Here is a 15461-nt window from a genome sequence, read left to right as displayed (position 1 = left end):
CTCGCCGGGTTAGAACTGCAGACCGCCCTCACGGGCAGCGTCTGCAAGGGCCTTAACACGGCCGTGATAGATGTAGGCGCCACGGTCGAACACAACCTCGCCAACCCCGGCCTGCTGGCCACGCTCGGCGATCAGCTTGCCGATGGCAGCTGCAGCTTCGGTGGTTGCGCCGTTCGAGGTAGAACTCTTGAAGTCCTTCTCGAGGGTCGAAGCGGCGGCCAGCGTACGGCCATTCGCGTCGTCGATGATCTGGGCGTAGATATTCTTGTCCGAACGGAAAACCGACAGACGGGGACGACCAAAGGCACGAGCCTTGAGCGCCTTGCGGACACGGGCCTTGCGGCGATCCGCACCCTTTGCAGAAATTGCCATTTCCGGCGCTCCTTACTTCTTCTTGCCTTCTTTGCGGAAGACCTGCTCGCCAGCGTAACGCACGCCCTTGCCCTTGTAGGGCTCGGGGGGACGCCAGCTGCGGATCTCGGCCGCAACCTGGCCAACCTGCTGCTTGTCGATGCCGGTGACGACGATTTCCGTCGGTGCCGGAACGGCAAGGGTGATGCCCTGCGGAGCCTGATACACCACTTCATGGCTGAAACCGAGCGAGAGCTTGACGTCCTTGCCCTGCATCGCGGCGCGGTAACCAACGCCCTGGATGGCCAGACGCTTTTCGTAGCCGGCGCTCACACCGGTGACCATGTTCTGGATCAGCGCGCGGGTGGTACCCCAGGCGGCCCGAGCCTCACGGGTGTCGTTGGACGGGGTAATGGACACGCCATTGTCCCCCTGCTCGACATTGACCTCATCCATCAGAACGATGCTGAGCTCGCCCTTTGGGCCCTTGGCCGAGACGGTACGATCATTGATCGTTACCGCAACGCCGCTTACCGGGGCCACCGGTTTCTTGCCAGTACGTGACATATTCTATCCTTGAGTCATCGTCTTGCCGCGCCTTAGAAGACGCGGCAGAGTACCTCGCCGCCCACATTGGCAGCCTTGGCTTCGTGATCGGCCATCACACCCTTGGGGGTGGAGAGGATCGAGACACCCAGGCCATTGGCCACCTGCGGGATATTCTTCACCGACGCGTAGACGCGGCGGCCTGGACGGGAAACGCGCTCGATGGTGCGGATCACGCCTTCATTTTCCGAATACTTGAGTTCGATTTCGTATTCGGCAGCACCGTTCTCGAACTTGGTCTCCGAGTAGCCGCGGATGAAACCCTCGGACTGGAGAACGTCCAGCACGCGACCACGAAGGGTCGAAGCCGGCGTCGTAACGGAATTCTTGCGACGCTCCTGAGCGTTGCGGATGCGGGTCAGCATATCGCCGATGGGATCGGAAAAGCTCATCTGATGATCTCCTTACCAGCTCGACTTAACGAGGCCCGGGATCATGCCCAGGTTGCCCAGCTGACGCAGAGCAATACGGCTCATCTTGAGCTTGCGATAGTAACCACGCGGGCGGCCCGACACTTCGCAACGGTTGCGAATTCGAACCTTGGCCGAGTTGCGCGGCAGTTCAGCCAGCTTGAGGCCGGCCTTGAAGCGTTCCTCGATGGGAGTGTCCTGGCTCTTGATGGTAGCCTTGAGCGCTGCGCGCTTGTCGGCATACTGCTTGGCCAGAGCGGCGCGCTTCTTGTTCTTTTCGATGGAGCTGGTCTTTGCCATTTCCTGATCCTTTATCCTTCCCCTGCCCGCTTACTGGCGGAACGGGAAGTTGAAAGCCTTGAGAAGCGCACGCGCCTCATCGTCGTTCTTGGCCGTCGTGCAGATCACGATGTCCATGCCCCAAACCTGATCGATCTGATCGTAGTTGATTTCGGGGAAAACGATGTGTTCCTTGAGGCCCATGGCGTAGTTGCCATTGCCGTCGAACGCGTTCGGGTTAAGGCCGCGGAAGTCGCGGACGCGCGGCAAGGCGATCGTCACCAGGCGGTCCAGGAATTCGTACATGCGGGTCTTGCGCAGCGTCACCTTGACGCCAAGCGGCATGTTTTCGCGAACCTTGAAGCCTGCGATCGACTTGCGAGCGTGGGTGATGACCGGCTTCTGGCCAGCGATCTTCTGCAGCTCGTCGGCAGCCGACTTCACCTTCTTGGTGTCGTTGACGGCTTCGCCAACGCCCATGTTGAGGACGATCTTGTCCAGGCGCGGCAATTCCATGACGTTCTTGTAGCTGAACTGCTCACGCAGTGCGGCCTTGATCTTGTCGTCGTATTCGGTCCGGAGACGCGGAACGTAAGCGGTCTCAGCCATCGATCTTATCTCCGGTGGTCTTGGCGACGCGCGACTTCACGCCGTCGACAATCGAGAAACCGACGCGGCTGGGCTTGCCATTGGCATCGGCGACGGCCAGGTTCGACAGGTGGATCGGCGCTTCCTTGGTGAAGATGCCGGCATCCTGCGAGGCAGTCTGCTTCTGGTGGCGGCGGACAAGGTTGATACCCTGGACCAGCGCCTTGGTTTCGGTCGGGATGACGGACAGGACCTGACCGGTCTTGCCCTTGTCCTTGCCGGCCAGGACGACCACTTTGTCGCCCTTCTTGATCTTGGCGGCCATTACAGCACCTCAGGAGCGAGCGAAATGATCTTCATGTGGTTCTTGGCGCGGAGTTCGCGCGGAACTGGTCCGAAGATACGGGTGCCGATCGGCTCTTTCTGATTGTTCAGAAGAACGGCGGCGTTCTTGTCGAAACGGATGACGGTGCCATCGGGGCGACGGATGTCGGTTGCGGTGCGAACCACCACGGCCTTCATCACTTGGCCCTTCTTAACGCGGCCGCGCGGAATAGCGTCCTTGACCGAAACGACGATAACGTCGCCGACCGAGGCGTACTTGCGATGCGAACCGCCCAGCACCTTGATGCACATGACTCGCTTGGCGCCGGAATTGTCGGCGACATCGAGATTGGACTGCATCTGGATCATGACTGGATGCCTTCTAGTTTATCGGCTGCGACCGTCATCCGGCGCGCCGACCTGAATTGTTTCTCTTACGCGGATTGCGCAGACGAAGCGTTGTCCTGGACCAGGGTCCAGCGCTTGTTCTTGCTGATCGGCGCGGTTTCCTCGATCCACACGGTCTGGCCGACCTTGGCCAGATTGTTCTCGTCGTGAGCGTGATACTTCTTGGAACGACGCACGGTCTTCTTGAGAAGCGGATGGGTGAAACGGCGCTCGACACGGACCACGATGGTCTTGTCGTTGGCGTCGGAGACGACAGTCCCCTGCAGAACGCGCTTTGGCATGGAGTCTTCCTTACTTAGCTGCGTTCTTTTGGCCGAGGATGGTCTTGATCCGCGCGATGTCGCGGCGGACTTCCTTCACTCGAGCCGGCTTTTCCAACTGCTGGGTAGCGCGCTGGAAACGCAGGTTGAACTGTTCTTTCTTCAGGTCGACGAGCTGATCATTCAGTTCGTCTGCGGTCTTGGCCCGCACATCACTGGCTTTCATACTCGTGTTCCTTAGTCGGCAATACGCGTGACAATACGCGTGGTGATCGGCAACTTCATTGCTCCGAGGCGAAGGGCCTCCTTTGCAACGTCTTCGGGTACGCCGTCAATCTCAAAAACGATGCGGCCGGGCTTTACGCGCGCTGCCCAGTATTCCACCGAGCCCTTACCCTTACCCATACGAACTTCGGTAGGCTTCTTGGAGACTGGCAGATCCGGGAAAATCCGGATCCACACGCGGCCCTGACGCTTCATTTCGCGAGTGATCGCGCGACGAGCGGCTTCGATCTGACGGGCAGTAACACGTTCCGGCTCGGTGGCCTTGAGTGCATACTGGCCGAAGGCGAGATCCGTACCACCCTTGGCCAGGCCATGGATGCGGCCCTTATGGGCCTTGCGGAACTTGGTCTTTTTAGGTTGCAGCATAATGAACTAACCTTCTTATGCGCGTTCGCGGTCGCGGTCGCCGCGTTCACGACGCGGTTCGCGGTCACGGTCGTTACGCTGGCCGCCTTCGCCGCCTTCGGTGGCACGGCGCTCATGGGCGGACGGATCGTGCTCAAGGACTTCGCCCTTGAAGATCCAGACCTTGATGCCAATGATGCCATAGGTGGTTTCGGCTTCGGCAGTGCCGTAGTCGATGTCGGCGCGCAGGGTGTGCAGCGGCACGCGTCCTTCGCGGTACCATTCGGTACGAGCGATGTCGGCGCCACCGAGGCGGCCACCAACGTTGACGCGGATACCGCCGGCGCCCATGCGGATCGCGGTCTGCACGGCGCGCTTCATGGCACGGCGGAAGGCCACGCGGCGTTCCAGCTGCTGGGCAATGCCCTGGGCAACCAGCGTCGCATCGGTTTCCGGCTTGCGCACTTCAACGATGTTGATGTGCACTTCGCTGTCGGTGAACTTCTTCACCTTGGCGCGAATCTTGTCGATGTCAGCGCCCTTCTTGCCGATCACAATGCCCGGACGGGCAGTGTGGATCGACACGCGGCACTTGCGGTGCGGACGCTCGATGACGATCTTGGAGACCGCAGCAGCCTTGAGATCCTGCATCAGCATGGTGCGGATCTTGAGGTCTTCCTGCAGCAGCGAGCCGTATTCGCCCTTGTTGGCGAACCAGCGGCTGTCCCAGGTGCGGTTGATGCCCAGGCGGAAGCCGATTGGATTGATCTTCTGGCCCATTATGCGGCCTCCTCAACTTGCCGGACGATGATCGTCAGATGCGAGAATGGCTTCTCGACGCGGGCAGACTTGCCGCGGCCACGAGCCATGAAGCGCTTCATCACCAGCGAATTGCCGACAAAGGCTTCGGCAACGACGAGGGCGTCGGTGTCCAGGCCATGGTTGTTCTCGGCATTGGCGATGGCGCTCTCGAGCACCTTCTTCACCTGGCCAGAGATGCGCTTGTGGCTGAATTCGAGATCGGCGAGAGCCCGCTCGACCTTCTTGCCACGGATCAACTGCGCGACGAGGTTCAGCTTCTGAGGGCTGATGCGCAGCATGCGCAGCACAGCCTTAGCCTCGTTATCCTTGAGAGCGCGCTCAGTTTTTGGCTTGCCCATCTTACTTCCTCTTGGCCTTCTTGTCGGCCGCGTGCCCGTAATAGGTACGGGTCGGAGCGAATTCGCCGAACTTGTGGCCGATCATTTCTTCGGTGACGCTGACCGGAATGTGCTTCTGGCCATTGTGGACGCCGAAGGTGATACCAACGAACTGCGGCAGGATGGTCGAACGGCGGGACCAGATCTTGACCACATCGTTGCGGCCAGAGGACTGGGCCTTTTCGGCCTTCTTGAGCAGATAGCCGTCAACAAACGGCCCCTTCCAAATCGAACGGGTCATGTTTTTACCTGCCCTTCTTCAAGTGACGGCTGCGAACGATAAACTGGTCCGTAGCCTTGTTGCTGCGCGTGCGCTTGCCCTTGGTCGGCTTGCCCCACGGGGAAACCGGGTGACGGCCACCAGAGGTACGGCCTTCACCACCACCGTGGGGGTGGTCGACCGGGTTCATGGTGACGCCGCGGTTGACGGGCTTCTTGCCCAGCCAGCGATTGCGGCCGGCCTTGCCCATCGAGGTGTTGGCATGGTCCTGGTTGGACACGGCACCAACGGTGGCGAGGCACGAACCATGGACGCGGCGCTGTTCACCCGAATTGAGGCGAAGGATCGCCCAACCCTGGTCACGGCCGACATACTGGGCATAGGCACCGGCAGAACGAGCGACCTGGCCACCCTTGCGGGGCTTGAGCTCGATGTTGTGCACGATGGTACCGACCGGCATGCGTTCCAGCGGCATCGCGTTGCCCGGCTTGACGTCAGCGCCGTTCATCGAAGAAACGACCTTGTCGCCGGCAGCAAGACGCTGCGGAGCCACGATATAGGCCAGCTCGCCGTCTTCGTACTTGATCAGCGCGATCCAGGCGGTGCGGTTCGGATCGTATTCGAGACGTTCAACGGTCCCGACGGCATCGAACTTGACGCGCTTGAAGTCGACCATGCGGTACGAGCGCTTGTGACCACCACCACGATGGTAGGAGGTGATGCGGCCAGTGTTGTTGCGACCACCGGACTTGGTGAGACCAACGGTCAGCGACTTGACCGGCGAGCCCTTCCAGAGTTCCGAACGATCGGTCGTGACGAGCGTACGACGGCCTTCGGAGGTGGGATTGTAAGTTTTTAGAGCCATTTTGCTGTCTCTTATCCCTTAGAGGCCGGTCGAGATATCGATCGACTGACCGTCGACGAGGGTGACGATCGCCTTCTTGACGTCGTTGCGCGTACCAACCCGACCACGGAAGCGCTTCACCTTGCCCTTGCGGACCAGGGTGTTCACTGCCTTGACCTTGACCGAGAAGAGCTGCTCGATGGCGGCCTTGATGTCGGTCTTGTTGGCATCGATCGCCACGTCGAAAACGACCTGGTTGTTTTCCGAGGCCATGGTCGACTTTTCAGTCACGACCGGGCTGCGGATGATGTCGTATGCGGCAAGCTTGTTCATGCGAACCTCGCTTCGAGCGCTTCTAGCGCTGCCTTGGTCAGCACGAGCTTGTCGCGCTTGAGGATCGAAACGACATTGATGCCCTGGATCGGCAGCACGTCGATATGGGGAATGTTGCGGGCGGCCAGCGCAAAGTTCTGGTCGACGGTCGCACCATCGATGATCAGCGCATTGGCCCATGCCAGCTTGCCGAACGTGGTCCGCAAAGCTGCGGTCTTGGCTTCGGTCTGTGCGACGCTGTCGATGACGATCAGCGAGCCGGACTTGGCCTTGGACGAGAGCGCATGCTTGAGAGCAAGGACGCGAACCTTCTTGGGAAGGTCGATCGCATGGCTGCGCGGGGTCGGACCGAATGCACGGCCACCACCACGGAACTGGGGAGCCTTGCGGTCGCCGTGACGTGCGCCGCCACCCTTCTGCTTCTTGAACTTCTTGCCCGTGGCAGCGCCTTCGGAGCGGTTCTTCACGTCATGCGTGCCAGCCATAGCCTTAAGCTGCTGGTAGCGAACCATGCGGTGCAGAATGTCGGGACGAACTTCAAGGCCGAACACGTCGTCCTTCAGTTCGATCGAGCCGGCAGACGTGCCGTCGAGATTGGTTACCTGGAGTTCCATTTACTTCGCTTCTCCCGCAGCAGCGGCCTCGAACGAACCCGGCAGGGTCAAGTTCGCGGGAGCCGGCTTCTTGACGGCGTCCTTGATCATGATCCAGGCGCCCTTGGCACCCGGGACCGAACCCTGGATCAGGATCAGGCCACGCTCCACGTCGGTCTTGACGACCTTGACGTTCTGCGTGGTGATACGGCGATCGCCCATATGGCCCGGCATCTTCTTGTTCTTGAAGGTCTTACCCGGGTCCTGACGGCCACCGGTAGAACCGATCGAGCGGTGCGACACGGACACACCGTGCGAGGCACGCAGACCACCGAAGTTCCAGCGCTTCATACCGCCGGCAAAACCCTTACCGATGGAAGTGCCGGTAACGTCGACCAACTGGCCTTCGGCAAAGTGGTCGGCCTTGAAGGTCGCACCAACTTCGATGAGGTTGTCCTCATCGACGCGGAATTCCACCACGTGACGCTTGGGCTCTACCTTGGCGACAGCATACTGGCCGCGCTCGGCCTTGCTGACGTTCTTGGCCTTGGCCTGGCCTGCGCCGAGCTGCAGGGCGACATAGCCGTCCCGCTCAACGCTACGCTGGCCTACCACCTGGCAGTTCTCCAGACTCAACACCGTCACAGGAACGTGCGAGCCGTCCTCTGTGAAGATGCGCGTCATCCCCAGCTTCTGTGCGATCAATCCAGAACGCATCGGTTCTTACCTTCTTTTTGGCGCTCTGCCGGGTCATGGTTTCAGAGGACCCTTTTGGCGGCAGGCGCGGATACTTGTTTGTTTAGAGCTTGATTTCGACGTCTACGCCGGCAGCAAGATCAAGCTTCATCAGTGCATCGACCGTCTGGGGAGTCGGGTCCACAATGTCCAGAAGACGCTTGTGGGTCCGGATCTCGAACTGCTCGCGCGACTTCTTGTCGATGTGCGGCGAACGGTTGACCGTGAACTTGTCGATGTGGGTCGGCAGCGGGATCGGCCCGCGCACCTGCGCACCCGTACGCTTGGCCGTCGACACGATCTCGCGCGTCGAGGCGTCGAGCACGCGATGGTCAAACGCCTTGAGGCGGATGCGAATATTCTGACCGTTCATCTTCTCAAATCCTGACAAAATGGATCGCGGCGCGCTTTATCGCGCGCCGCGAATGTCTGGTGGACGTTTTACTTCAGGATCTTCGCGACGACGCCGGCGCCGACGGTGCGGCCACCTTCACGGATAGCGAAGCGGAGCTTCTCTTCCATGGCGATCGGAACGATGAGCTGGACGTTCATGTTGATGTTGTCGCCTGGCATGACCATCTCGGTGCCTTCCGGCAGCGTCACGATGCCGGTCACGTCGGTGGTGCGGAAGTAGAACTGCGGACGGTAGTTGCCGAAGAACGGAGTGTGACGGCCGCCTTCTTCCTTGGTGAGGATATAGGCCTCAGCAACGAAGTCGGTGTGCGGGGTCACGGAACCGGGCTTGCAGAGAACCTGGCCGCGCTCAACCTGAGTGCGATCGATACCACGGATCAGAGCGCCGATGTTGTCGCCAGCTTCACCCGAGTCGAGCAGCTTGCGGAACATTTCGACACCGGTCACGGTGGTCTTCTGGGTTGCCTTGATGCCGACGATTTCGACTTCTTCGCCAACCTTGACGATACCGCGTTCGACACGGCCGGTGACCACGGTGCCGCGGCCCGAGATCGAGAACACGTCTTCGATCGGCAGGAGGAACGGCTGGTCAACCGGACGTTCCGGCTGCGGGATGTACGAGTCAACGGCAGCCATCAGCTCGAGAACGGCGTCGTGGCCGAGCTTCTGGTCCGAGTTTTCGAGAGCGGCCAGAGCCGAACCCTTGATGATCGGAATGTCATCGCCCGGGAATTCGTAGGACGACAGCAGTTCGCGAACTTCGAGTTCAACGAGCTCGAGCAGTTCCGGATCGTCGACCATGTCGCACTTGTTGAGGAACACGACGAGAGCCGGAACACCAACCTGACGGGCGAGCAGGATGTGCTCGCGGGTCTGCGGCATCGGACCGTCGGCAGCCGACACGACCAGGATCGCGCCGTCCATCTGGGCAGCACCGGTGATCATGTTCTTCACATAGTCGGCGTGGCCGGGGCAGTCGACGTGAGCGTAGTGACGGTTGGTCGTCTCGTACTCGACGTGGGCGGTGTTGATGGTGATGCCGCGGGCTTTTTCTTCCGGAGCAGCGTCGATCTGGTCATACGCCTTGAAGGTAGCGCCGCCGGTCTCAGCCAGAACCTTGGTGATTGCTGCAGTCAGCGAGGTCTTGCCATGGTCAACGTGACCGATGGTCCCGATATTGCAGTGCGGCTTGTTGCGAGCGAACTTTTCTTTGCCCATCGCTTTTCTCCAATTCGTCAGCGCAAAGGCCGACTTACAGTTGAGTTTCTTAGCTTGCGCTGTTGTTAGGCGTACTTGGCCTGGACTTCGTCGGCGACCGCCTGCGGTACCTGCTCGTAGTGGTCGAACGTCATCGAATACTGTGCACGACCCTGGCTCATGGAGCGCAGCGAGTTCACGTAGCCGAACATGTTCGCGAGCGGTACGAAAGCATTCACGACCTGGAGGATGCCACGGCTTTCAGTGCCCTGGATCTGACCACGACGCGAGTTGAGATCGCCGATGACGTCGCCCATGTAGTCTTCCGGCGTGACAACTTCAACCTTCATGATCGGCTCAAGGATCTTGGGAGATGCCTTGCGCAGACCTTCGTTGAAACCAGCACGGCCAGCAATTTCGAATGCCAGCACGGAGGAGTCCACGTCGTGGTAGGCGCCTTCGGTCAGGGTGACCTTGACGTCCACGATCGGGAAGCCGATCAGCGGACCTGCCGACATCACCGACTTGACGCCCTTTTCGACGCCCGGGACGTATTCCTTGGGGACCGAACCACCAACGACGGCGTTCACGAACTCAAGACCCTTGCCGACTTCGGACGGCTCGACGGTGAGCTTGACGCGGGCGAACTGGCCCGAACCACCGGACTGCTTCTTGTGGGTATAATCCACCTGAGCCGACTTGGTGATCGTTTCACGGTAAGCCACCTGCGGCTGGCCGATATTGGCCTCGACCTTGAACTCGCGACGCATGCGGTCGACGAGGATGTCGAGGTGAAGTTCGCCCATGCCCGAGATGATGGTCTGGCCGGATTCTTCGTCGGTCTTGACGCGGAAGGTCGGATCTTCGGCTGCGAGGCGATTGAGCGCGAGGCCCATCTTTTCCTGGTCGGCCTTGGACTTCGGTTCCACCGAGATGTCGATCACCGGCTCCGGGAACACCATGCGTTCAAGGATGACCTGAGCGTTCGACGGGCAGAGCGTGTCACCAGTGGTGGTGTCCTTGAGACCCACGATGGCGACGATGTCGCCGGCATAGGCTTCGGTGATCTGCTCGCGGCTGTTGGCGTGCATCTGGAACAGACGACCAACGCGCTCGCGCTTTTCCTTGACGGTGTTTTCCAGCATCATGCCCTGCTCGAGCTTGCCCGAGTAGATGCGGCAGAAGGTCAGCGTACCCATGTGCGGGTCGTTGGCGATCTTGAATGCCAGCATGGCCAGCGGTTCGTTGTCGTCGGCATGACGCTCGATCGGCTCTTCCGTACGGGCATCGACGCCCTGGATAGCCGGAACGTCGCCCGGAGCGGGCAGGAAGTCGATGACGCCGTTGAGCAGGGGCTGCACGCCCTTGTTCTTGAAGGCCGAACCAGCGAACACCAGGAAGAACTTGGTGTCGATGGTACCCTGACGAAGCAGACGACGGATGGTGTCGTTGTTCGGCATGTCGCCGTTCAAGTAGGCTTCCATCGCAGCATCGTCGAGTTCGACGGCAGCTTCGATCATGCGCTCGCGGTATTCAGCGGCACGTTCCTTGAGGTCCTCGGGGATCTCGACGACGTCCCACTGGGCACCGAGTTCTTCGTTGCGCCAGACGAGTGCGTTCATCTCGATCAGGTCGACGACGCCCTTGAACTCGTTTTCGGCACCGATCGGCAGCTGCACTGGAACGGCACGGGCGCCAAGGCGCGAACCGATCATCTCGACACAGCGGTAGAAGTCGGCACCGATCTTGTCCATCTTGTTGACGAAGATCAGACGCGGAACGTTGTACTTGTCGGCCTGGCGCCAGACGGTTTCGGTCTGCGGTTCGACGCCGGCATTGGCGTCGAGCAGAGCGACGGCACCGTCGAGCACGCGCAGCGAACGTTCGACTTCAATGGTGAAGTCCACGTGGCCGGGGGTGTCGATGATGTTGAAGCGGTGCATCGTGCCGTCGCGACCCTTCCAGAAGGTCGTGGTCGCAGCGGACGTGATGGTGATGCCGCGTTCCTGCTCCTGCTCCATCCAGTCCATGGTCGCGGCGCCGTCGTGGACTTCGCCGATCTTATGGGACTTGCCGGTGTAGTAGAGGATGCGTTCGGTCGTGGTCGTCTTGCCAGCATCGATGTGAGCCATGATGCCGAAGTTACGATAGAGATTGATTGGGTAATCGCGTGCCATGGGGCGCTCCTACTACCAGCGGTAGTGCGAGAAGGCACGGTTGGCGTCAGCCATACGGTGCGTATCTTCGCGCTTCTTGACGGCCTGACCACGGCCATTCATCGCATCCATGAGTTCGCCGGAAAGGCGTTCACGCATGGTGTTCTCTCCGCGCTTGCGGGCGGATTCGATGAGCCAGCGGATGGCCAGGGCCTGCTGACGGTCCGTGCGGACTTCGACCGGAACCTGATACGTTGCACCACCGACGCGGCGCGAACGCACTTCAACGGCCGGACGGATATTGTCCAGGGCGCCGTGGAAGACGGTGATCGGATCCTGCTTGGTCTTGCTCTCGACGATGTCGAAAGCGCCATAGACGATGGATTCGGCAGCAGACTTCTTGCCGTCCTTCATCAGGGAATTCATGAACTTGGTGACGACCAGATCGCCGAACTTGGGATCAGGAATAACGTCGCGTTTTTCTGCGCGGTGACGACGGGACATATCTCGATCTCCTTACTTCGGACGCTTCGCGCCGTACTTGGAACGGCGCTGCTTGCGATCCTTCACGCTCTGCGTGTCGAGGACGCCGCGGAGCACGTGATAGCGGACACCCGGCAAGTCGCGAACGCGGCCGCCGCGGATGAGCACGACGGAGTGCTCCTGAAGGTTGTGACCTTCTCCCGGGATATACGAAATCACTTCGCGCTGGTTGGTCAGGCGAACCTTGGCTACCTTGCGCAGAGCCGAGTTCGGCTTCTTCGGGGTCGTGGTATACACACGGGAGCATACGCCGCGCTTTTGCGGGTTCGCTTCCATGGCCGGAACCTTGTTCCGCTTTGGCTTGCTGGCGCGTGGCTTGCGGATCAGCTGATTAATGGTGGGCATTGCGCTCTTTCCATTGTCCAAAATTTGGTGCCGAAAGCACCAGTTCTTACGTTTCGCACTCAAATGAGCGCGTCGGCGGTCTACACAAGCAAACCAAAGCGGCGCTCGCCCGACCCACGAAGGGATACGGCGGCGCCTCAGTTGCAGCGGACCACCCGCCCGAAAAGGCAGCAGTCATGCGCACAAGGATTTACGTCGTCTAGTTACCCGACAGTGTGTTTGAGTGTCCTGGATTCCCGCGCTAGGTGGCAGGGACCCGGTGTGACAATCACGACCGACCGCTTAGGTAGGCGCTGTTTAGAGCCGATGACTCGCCCCGTCAAGGATTCTTTCGTGATTAAATCGAGGCAGAGCCTTGCGTTTCGGCCATATCGGCCATGAAGACCATTGGACGGATCACTGCAAATCCGTTCGGCGCCTACCCTGCCCTACTTCTTGCCGGCGCGCAGCATTTCCATCGCCTTCTCGACCCGCCGCTGGCGCGTCTCAGCCGTCTTGGCTTCCGTGATGGACAGAACGTGCTTGGATTTGTTGCTGAAGGACAAGCTGTCGAAGAAAGCTTTCGCATCCGGTTCGTTGGCCAGAATGGAGGCCATATCCTCCGGCACGTCCACTTCACGTGGGGTGGTATCGAGCGTGAGCTCGACCTCAACCGTATCGCCGCCGGCGACGCCCGACTCGGCCCGGCGCGCTGCGCTCAGCGAGATGAGGTTCTTGCCGCCCATCTGCGCCACTGTGGACCGGTAGGTCAGCTTGCCGACGGTGACATTGACGGCCGGTCGCTTGCCGCCACCCAGCTCGGCCAACACGTCGTCAGGCACGACGATGCCGGTATTGTTGCCATCGAGCAGGATCGTCGTCGTGAACTTCATGGCTTTCCCTCCATGCCCCTAGGATAGAGCCGCATATGCCGGAAAAGCAAATGGAGCCAGTTCGGAGTTGCGCCGTTAGTCGGCCACATCCCTTTGGAGACAGGTTCATGACTGACACACCCGCCATTCCCCTCAACGACGGCAACTCCATTCCGCAGCTTGGCTTTGGCGTTTGGCGGCTTGAAGAGTCGGATGCGCCACGCGTAGTGGGTGCTGCGATCGATGCTGGATACCGCCATATCGATACCGCACAGGGCTACAGCAATGAGGGTGGTGTCGGCGAGGCGATCCGCCAATCGAGCGTTGGGCGCGACGAGCTCTTCATTACCTCCAAGCTGCGCAACGACCATCAGGGTTACGACAGCGCGCTGCGCTCACTCGATGAGTCGCTGCAGCGCCTCAAGCTCGATCATCTCGATCTTTTCCTGATCCACTGGCCCGCGCCCAAGCATGATCGCTATGCCGAAACCTGGGCGGCCTTTGTCGAAGCACAGAAGCAGGGCAAGGTGAAGTCAATCGGCGTTTCCAACTTCTTGCCCGAGCACATTCAGCGCATCGTCGACGAAACAGGCGTCACACCCGCCATCAACCAACTCGAATTGCACCCTGCCTATCAGCAGCGCGATATTCGCGAGTTCCATCGTGACCGCGACATCCAGATCGAGTGCTATAGCCCCCTTGGTGGCCAGGACACCGGACTTTTCGAAAACGAAGCCATCGTCGAAATCGCCAAACGCCATGGCAAGACGCCGGCCCAGGTTATTATCCGCTGGCATATCCAGCAGAACCTGATCGTCCTGCCCAAGTCCAGCAAGCCGGAACGCGCGGCCGAGAATTTCGATGTCTGGGACTTTGTGCTCTCGGCCGACGAGGTCAATCAGATCGACCGCATGGATCGCGAGGATGGCAAGACCCTGCCAACGCCGGAAGACAACAACCAGCTGTTTTGACTACTTTCGTGTTAAGGCTTCGGGCGCGACCCGGAGCCTTCCTTGCCGACCCAATCTGTCCGCCCTGCCTTGAAGCTCCCAATCGTGGTTATCGGCGCCGGACAGGCAGGCCTCAGTGCCGCCTATCACCTCAAACAGCTGGGCCTCGATTCCGGTCATGATTTTCTGGTGCTCGACGCCAACGCGCATCCGGGCGGTGCCTGGCAGCATCGATGGCCATCACTCACCTTGACTACCGTCAATCGTGTCCATGACCTTCCCGGCATGGGGTTTGGCGACTTTGCCGGCGACGAAAGCGTCAAGGCTTCAGTAGCGGTGCCGCATTACTTTGCCGCCTATGAAGAGCATTTCGGGCTCAACGTGCTGCGCCCAGCCAAGGTCAGCGTGGTTTGCGACCGCGGCGAGCGGTTGCGGGTAGAAAGCCACCGCGGCTTGTTTTCCGCTCAAGGCATCATCAACGCCACCGGCACTTGGGAGAAGCCTTATATCCCACCCTACCCTGGCGCCGAAACCTTTGGCGGCATCCAGCTCCATACCAAGGATTATGTCTCGGCCGACACGTTCGGCGGCAAGCATGTCCTCGTGGTCGGCGGCGGTATTTCGGCCATTCAGCTGTTGGATGAAATCTCGCAGGTGACGCGCACGACCTGGGTCACCCGTACGCTGCCGCGGTTCCGCGAGGGCCCGTTCGATCAGGAGGCAGGGCGGCGGGCCGTCGCCATGGTCGAGGAACGCGTCCGCGCCGGCCTGCCGCCACGAGCGGTTGTGTCGGTCACGGGCCTTCCGGTCACGCCTGCCATTGTCGCTATGCGCGAACGCGGCGCGCTCAATCGACTGCCCATGTTCAGCGAGATCCTGCCGACCGGCGTCCGTTGGGAGGATGGGACAAGGCTCGATGTCGACGTCATCCTCTGGTGCACGGGCTTTCAGAGTGCCCTCGATCACCTGGCGCCACTGCAGCTTCGCGAACCAAGTGGCGGCATCACCATGACCGGGCGCCTCGCCACCTTGGTGGCCAAAGACCCGCGCGTGCATCTGGTCGGCTATGGCCCTTCCGCTTCCACCATCGGCGCCAACCGCGCCGGCAGCGCTGCGGCACGGGAGCTGACCGCGTTCTTGGGACTACGCCCCTAGAGTCCTCATGGTGAACCTGTCGAGCCTCGAAGTCGCGCGAGTGGGGGTTAAGCGTTCCCGACCTCGCCCT

The 15461-nt window shown here is 60.5% G+C and carries 25 protein-coding genes; 2 read left to right on the top strand and 23 right to left on the bottom strand.

Translation table 11 applies throughout. From position 1 onward, the window contains the following. Positions 1 to 9: 9 nt before the first annotated feature. The 23 genes from rplR to JI748_RS05410 all read right to left on the bottom strand — a co-directional run bounded on the left by rplR (position 10) and on the right by JI748_RS05410 (position 13307). A complete protein-coding gene (gene rplR / locus JI748_RS05520) occupies positions 10 to 372 on the bottom strand; it encodes a 50S ribosomal protein L18 (RefSeq protein WP_164534022.1) in 363 nt (120 codons plus the stop codon). A gap of 12 nt (positions 373 to 384) precedes the next feature. Further along, positions 385 to 918 carry a 50S ribosomal protein L6 gene (gene rplF / locus JI748_RS05515; RefSeq protein ID WP_201635801.1) on the bottom strand — a complete coding sequence of 178 codons (534 nt, stop codon included), beginning with the start codon at positions 916 to 918 and terminating at the stop codon, positions 385 to 387. Positions 919 to 950: 32 nt separating this feature from the next. After that, positions 951 to 1349, bottom strand: coding sequence for a 30S ribosomal protein S8 (gene rpsH / locus JI748_RS05510; protein ID WP_126151775.1), 399 nt, complete (start codon positions 1347 to 1349; stop codon positions 951 to 953). A 12-nt stretch (positions 1350 to 1361) separates the two neighbouring features. After that, the gene (rpsN, locus tag JI748_RS05505) at positions 1362 to 1667 is read right to left on the bottom strand and encodes a 30S ribosomal protein S14 (protein WP_164534023.1); all 306 of its coding nucleotides are present in this window, start codon (positions 1665 to 1667) and stop codon (positions 1362 to 1364) included. A 30-nt stretch (positions 1668 to 1697) separates the two neighbouring features. After that, on the bottom strand, positions 1698 to 2255 hold the full coding sequence (gene rplE, locus JI748_RS05500; RefSeq protein WP_201635799.1) for a 50S ribosomal protein L5: 558 nt from the start codon (positions 2253 to 2255) through the stop codon (positions 1698 to 1700). Then, complete coding sequence (gene rplX / locus JI748_RS05495) at positions 2248 to 2559, bottom strand: 50S ribosomal protein L24 (protein ID WP_201635797.1); 312 nt, start codon at positions 2557 to 2559, stop codon at positions 2248 to 2250. The genes rplE and rplX overlap by 8 nt, the downstream gene beginning before the upstream one ends. Beyond that, the gene (rplN, locus tag JI748_RS05490; RefSeq protein ID WP_067453346.1) at positions 2559 to 2927 is read right to left on the bottom strand and encodes a 50S ribosomal protein L14; all 369 of its coding nucleotides are present in this window, start codon (positions 2925 to 2927) and stop codon (positions 2559 to 2561) included. The genes rplX and rplN overlap by 1 nt, the downstream gene beginning before the upstream one ends. Before the next feature lie 65 nt (positions 2928 to 2992). Beyond that, positions 2993 to 3247 (bottom strand): 30S ribosomal protein S17, encoded by a 255-nt coding sequence (gene rpsQ, locus JI748_RS05485; protein WP_164534026.1) that lies wholly within the window; start codon positions 3245 to 3247, stop codon positions 2993 to 2995. A gap of 10 nt (positions 3248 to 3257) precedes the next feature. Next, complete coding sequence (rpmC, locus tag JI748_RS05480; RefSeq protein WP_164534027.1) at positions 3258 to 3452, bottom strand: 50S ribosomal protein L29; 195 nt, start codon at positions 3450 to 3452, stop codon at positions 3258 to 3260. 11 nt (positions 3453 to 3463) lie between these two features. Further along, on the bottom strand, positions 3464 to 3877 hold the full coding sequence (rplP, locus tag JI748_RS05475) for a 50S ribosomal protein L16 (protein ID WP_164534028.1): 414 nt from the start codon (positions 3875 to 3877) through the stop codon (positions 3464 to 3466). Between the two features lie 15 nt (positions 3878 to 3892). Then, entirely contained in the window at positions 3893 to 4636 is a 744-nt protein-coding gene (gene rpsC, locus JI748_RS05470) for a 30S ribosomal protein S3 (RefSeq protein ID WP_201635795.1), read from the bottom strand. Continuing rightward, a complete protein-coding gene (gene rplV / locus JI748_RS05465; protein WP_164534030.1) occupies positions 4636 to 5016 on the bottom strand; it encodes a 50S ribosomal protein L22 in 381 nt (126 codons plus the stop codon). The genes rpsC and rplV overlap by 1 nt, the downstream gene beginning before the upstream one ends. A 1-nt stretch (position 5017) precedes the next feature. Further along, positions 5018 to 5296, bottom strand: a complete 279-nt coding sequence (gene rpsS / locus JI748_RS05460) for a 30S ribosomal protein S19 (RefSeq protein WP_067453327.1) — start codon at positions 5294 to 5296, stop codon at positions 5018 to 5020. Positions 5297 to 5300: 4 nt separating this feature from the next. Continuing rightward, positions 5301 to 6140 (bottom strand): 50S ribosomal protein L2, encoded by an 840-nt coding sequence (gene rplB / locus JI748_RS05455; RefSeq protein ID WP_201635793.1) that lies wholly within the window; start codon positions 6138 to 6140, stop codon positions 5301 to 5303. An 18-nt stretch (positions 6141 to 6158) separates the two neighbouring features. Continuing rightward, positions 6159 to 6452, bottom strand: a complete 294-nt coding sequence (locus tag JI748_RS05450) for a 50S ribosomal protein L23 (protein ID WP_201635791.1) — start codon at positions 6450 to 6452, stop codon at positions 6159 to 6161. Beyond that, complete coding sequence (gene rplD / locus JI748_RS05445) at positions 6449 to 7066, bottom strand: 50S ribosomal protein L4 (RefSeq protein ID WP_164534033.1); 618 nt, start codon at positions 7064 to 7066, stop codon at positions 6449 to 6451. Before rplD ends, JI748_RS05450 begins: the two co-directional genes overlap by 4 nt. Continuing rightward, positions 7067 to 7762 carry a 50S ribosomal protein L3 gene (rplC, locus tag JI748_RS05440; protein ID WP_164534034.1) on the bottom strand — a complete coding sequence of 232 codons (696 nt, stop codon included), beginning with the start codon at positions 7760 to 7762 and terminating at the stop codon, positions 7067 to 7069. Positions 7763 to 7844: 82 nt separating this feature from the next. Further along, positions 7845 to 8153 (bottom strand): 30S ribosomal protein S10, encoded by a 309-nt coding sequence (rpsJ, locus tag JI748_RS05435; RefSeq protein ID WP_201635789.1) that lies wholly within the window; start codon positions 8151 to 8153, stop codon positions 7845 to 7847. Positions 8154 to 8221: 68 nt separating this feature from the next. After that, positions 8222 to 9412 carry an elongation factor Tu gene (gene tuf / locus JI748_RS05430; protein WP_201635787.1) on the bottom strand — a complete coding sequence of 397 codons (1191 nt, stop codon included), beginning with the start codon at positions 9410 to 9412 and terminating at the stop codon, positions 8222 to 8224. A gap of 65 nt (positions 9413 to 9477) precedes the next feature. Next, the gene (gene fusA, locus JI748_RS05425) at positions 9478 to 11568 is read right to left on the bottom strand and encodes an elongation factor G (RefSeq protein ID WP_201635785.1); all 2091 of its coding nucleotides are present in this window, start codon (positions 11566 to 11568) and stop codon (positions 9478 to 9480) included. A gap of 12 nt (positions 11569 to 11580) precedes the next feature. Continuing rightward, the gene (gene rpsG / locus JI748_RS05420) at positions 11581 to 12051 is read right to left on the bottom strand and encodes a 30S ribosomal protein S7 (RefSeq protein ID WP_201635783.1); all 471 of its coding nucleotides are present in this window, start codon (positions 12049 to 12051) and stop codon (positions 11581 to 11583) included. Between the two features lie 12 nt (positions 12052 to 12063). Further along, positions 12064 to 12435: a 30S ribosomal protein S12 gene (gene rpsL / locus JI748_RS05415; protein ID WP_035080811.1), complete on the bottom strand. Its 372-nt coding sequence runs from the start codon at positions 12433 to 12435 to the stop codon at positions 12064 to 12066. Positions 12436 to 12863: 428 nt separating this feature from the next. Further along, positions 12864 to 13307: a YdeI/OmpD-associated family protein gene (locus JI748_RS05410; RefSeq protein WP_201635781.1), complete on the bottom strand. Its 444-nt coding sequence runs from the start codon at positions 13305 to 13307 to the stop codon at positions 12864 to 12866. Positions 13308 to 13414: 107 nt separating this feature from the next. Here JI748_RS05410 and JI748_RS05405 point away from each other — a divergent pair, with 107 nt between their 5' ends. Both JI748_RS05405 and JI748_RS05400 read left to right on the top strand, forming a co-directional pair. Next, a complete protein-coding gene (locus tag JI748_RS05405) occupies positions 13415 to 14257 on the top strand; it encodes an aldo/keto reductase (RefSeq protein ID WP_201635779.1) in 843 nt (280 codons plus the stop codon). 42 nt (positions 14258 to 14299) lie between these two features. Beyond that, positions 14300 to 15391 (top strand): NAD(P)-binding domain-containing protein, encoded by a 1092-nt coding sequence (locus tag JI748_RS05400; protein WP_201635777.1) that lies wholly within the window; start codon positions 14300 to 14302, stop codon positions 15389 to 15391. Positions 15392 to 15461 lie beyond the last annotated feature (70 nt).

Source organism: Devosia rhizoryzae, assembly GCF_016698665.1.
Lineage (GTDB): Bacteria > Pseudomonadota > Alphaproteobacteria > Rhizobiales > Devosiaceae > Devosia > Devosia rhizoryzae.
Note: the sequence above shows the minus strand (reverse complement) of the source record. Positions and strands in the feature narration are given on the sequence as shown.

Bases quoted from the DNA above. Each gene is read 5' to 3' on its own strand.
- rpsQ (WP_164534026.1), bottom strand. From the start codon at position 3,247: ATGCCAAAGCGCGTTCTGCAGGGGACTGTCGTCTCCGACGCCAACGAC.
- rplC (WP_164534034.1), bottom strand. From the start codon at position 7,762: ATGCGTTCTGGATTGATCGCACAGAAGCTGGGGATGACGCGCATCTTC.
- rpsJ (WP_201635789.1), bottom strand. From the start codon at position 8,153: ATGAACGGTCAGAATATTCGCATCCGCCTCAAGGCGTTTGACCATCGC.
- fusA (WP_201635785.1), bottom strand. From the start codon at position 11,568: ATGGCACGCGATTACCCAATCAATCTCTATCGTAACTTCGGCATCATG.
- rpsH (WP_126151775.1), bottom strand. From the start codon at position 1,349: ATGAGCTTTTCCGATCCCATCGGCGATATGCTGACCCGCATCCGCAAC.
- rpsS (WP_067453327.1), bottom strand. From the start codon at position 5,296: ATGACCCGTTCGATTTGGAAGGGGCCGTTTGTTGACGGCTATCTGCTC.
- rplF (WP_201635801.1), bottom strand. From the start codon at position 918: ATGTCACGTACTGGCAAGAAACCGGTGGCCCCGGTAAGCGGCGTTGCG.
- rplR (WP_164534022.1), bottom strand. From the start codon at position 372: ATGGCAATTTCTGCAAAGGGTGCGGATCGCCGCAAGGCCCGTGTCCGC.
- rplX (WP_201635797.1), bottom strand. From the start codon at position 2,559: ATGGCCGCCAAGATCAAGAAGGGCGACAAAGTGGTCGTCCTGGCCGGC.
- rplV (WP_164534030.1), bottom strand. From the start codon at position 5,016: ATGGGCAAGCCAAAAACTGAGCGCGCTCTCAAGGATAACGAGGCTAAG.
- rpsG (WP_201635783.1), bottom strand. From the start codon at position 12,051: ATGTCCCGTCGTCACCGCGCAGAAAAACGCGACGTTATTCCTGATCCC.
- rpsL (WP_035080811.1), bottom strand. From the start codon at position 12,435: ATGCCCACCATTAATCAGCTGATCCGCAAGCCACGCGCCAGCAAGCCA.
- rpmC (WP_164534027.1), bottom strand. From the start codon at position 3,452: ATGAAAGCCAGTGATGTGCGGGCCAAGACCGCAGACGAACTGAATGAT.
- JI748_RS05405 (WP_201635779.1), top strand. From the start codon at position 13,415: ATGACTGACACACCCGCCATTCCCCTCAACGACGGCAACTCCATTCCG.
- rplB (WP_201635793.1), bottom strand. From the start codon at position 6,140: ATGGCTCTAAAAACTTACAATCCCACCTCCGAAGGCCGTCGTACGCTC.
- JI748_RS05410 (WP_201635781.1), bottom strand. From the start codon at position 13,307: ATGAAGTTCACGACGACGATCCTGCTCGATGGCAACAATACCGGCATC.
- rpsN (WP_164534023.1), bottom strand. From the start codon at position 1,667: ATGGCAAAGACCAGCTCCATCGAAAAGAACAAGAAGCGCGCCGCTCTG.
- tuf (WP_201635787.1), bottom strand. From the start codon at position 9,412: ATGGGCAAAGAAAAGTTCGCTCGCAACAAGCCGCACTGCAATATCGGG.
- rplD (WP_164534033.1), bottom strand. From the start codon at position 7,066: ATGGAACTCCAGGTAACCAATCTCGACGGCACGTCTGCCGGCTCGATC.
- JI748_RS05450 (WP_201635791.1), bottom strand. From the start codon at position 6,452: ATGAACAAGCTTGCCGCATACGACATCATCCGCAGCCCGGTCGTGACT.
- rpsC (WP_201635795.1), bottom strand. From the start codon at position 4,636: ATGGGCCAGAAGATCAATCCAATCGGCTTCCGCCTGGGCATCAACCGC.
- rplP (WP_164534028.1), bottom strand. From the start codon at position 3,877: ATGCTGCAACCTAAAAAGACCAAGTTCCGCAAGGCCCATAAGGGCCGC.
- rplE (WP_201635799.1), bottom strand. From the start codon at position 2,255: ATGGCTGAGACCGCTTACGTTCCGCGTCTCCGGACCGAATACGACGAC.
- rplN (WP_067453346.1), bottom strand. From the start codon at position 2,927: ATGATCCAGATGCAGTCCAATCTCGATGTCGCCGACAATTCCGGCGCC.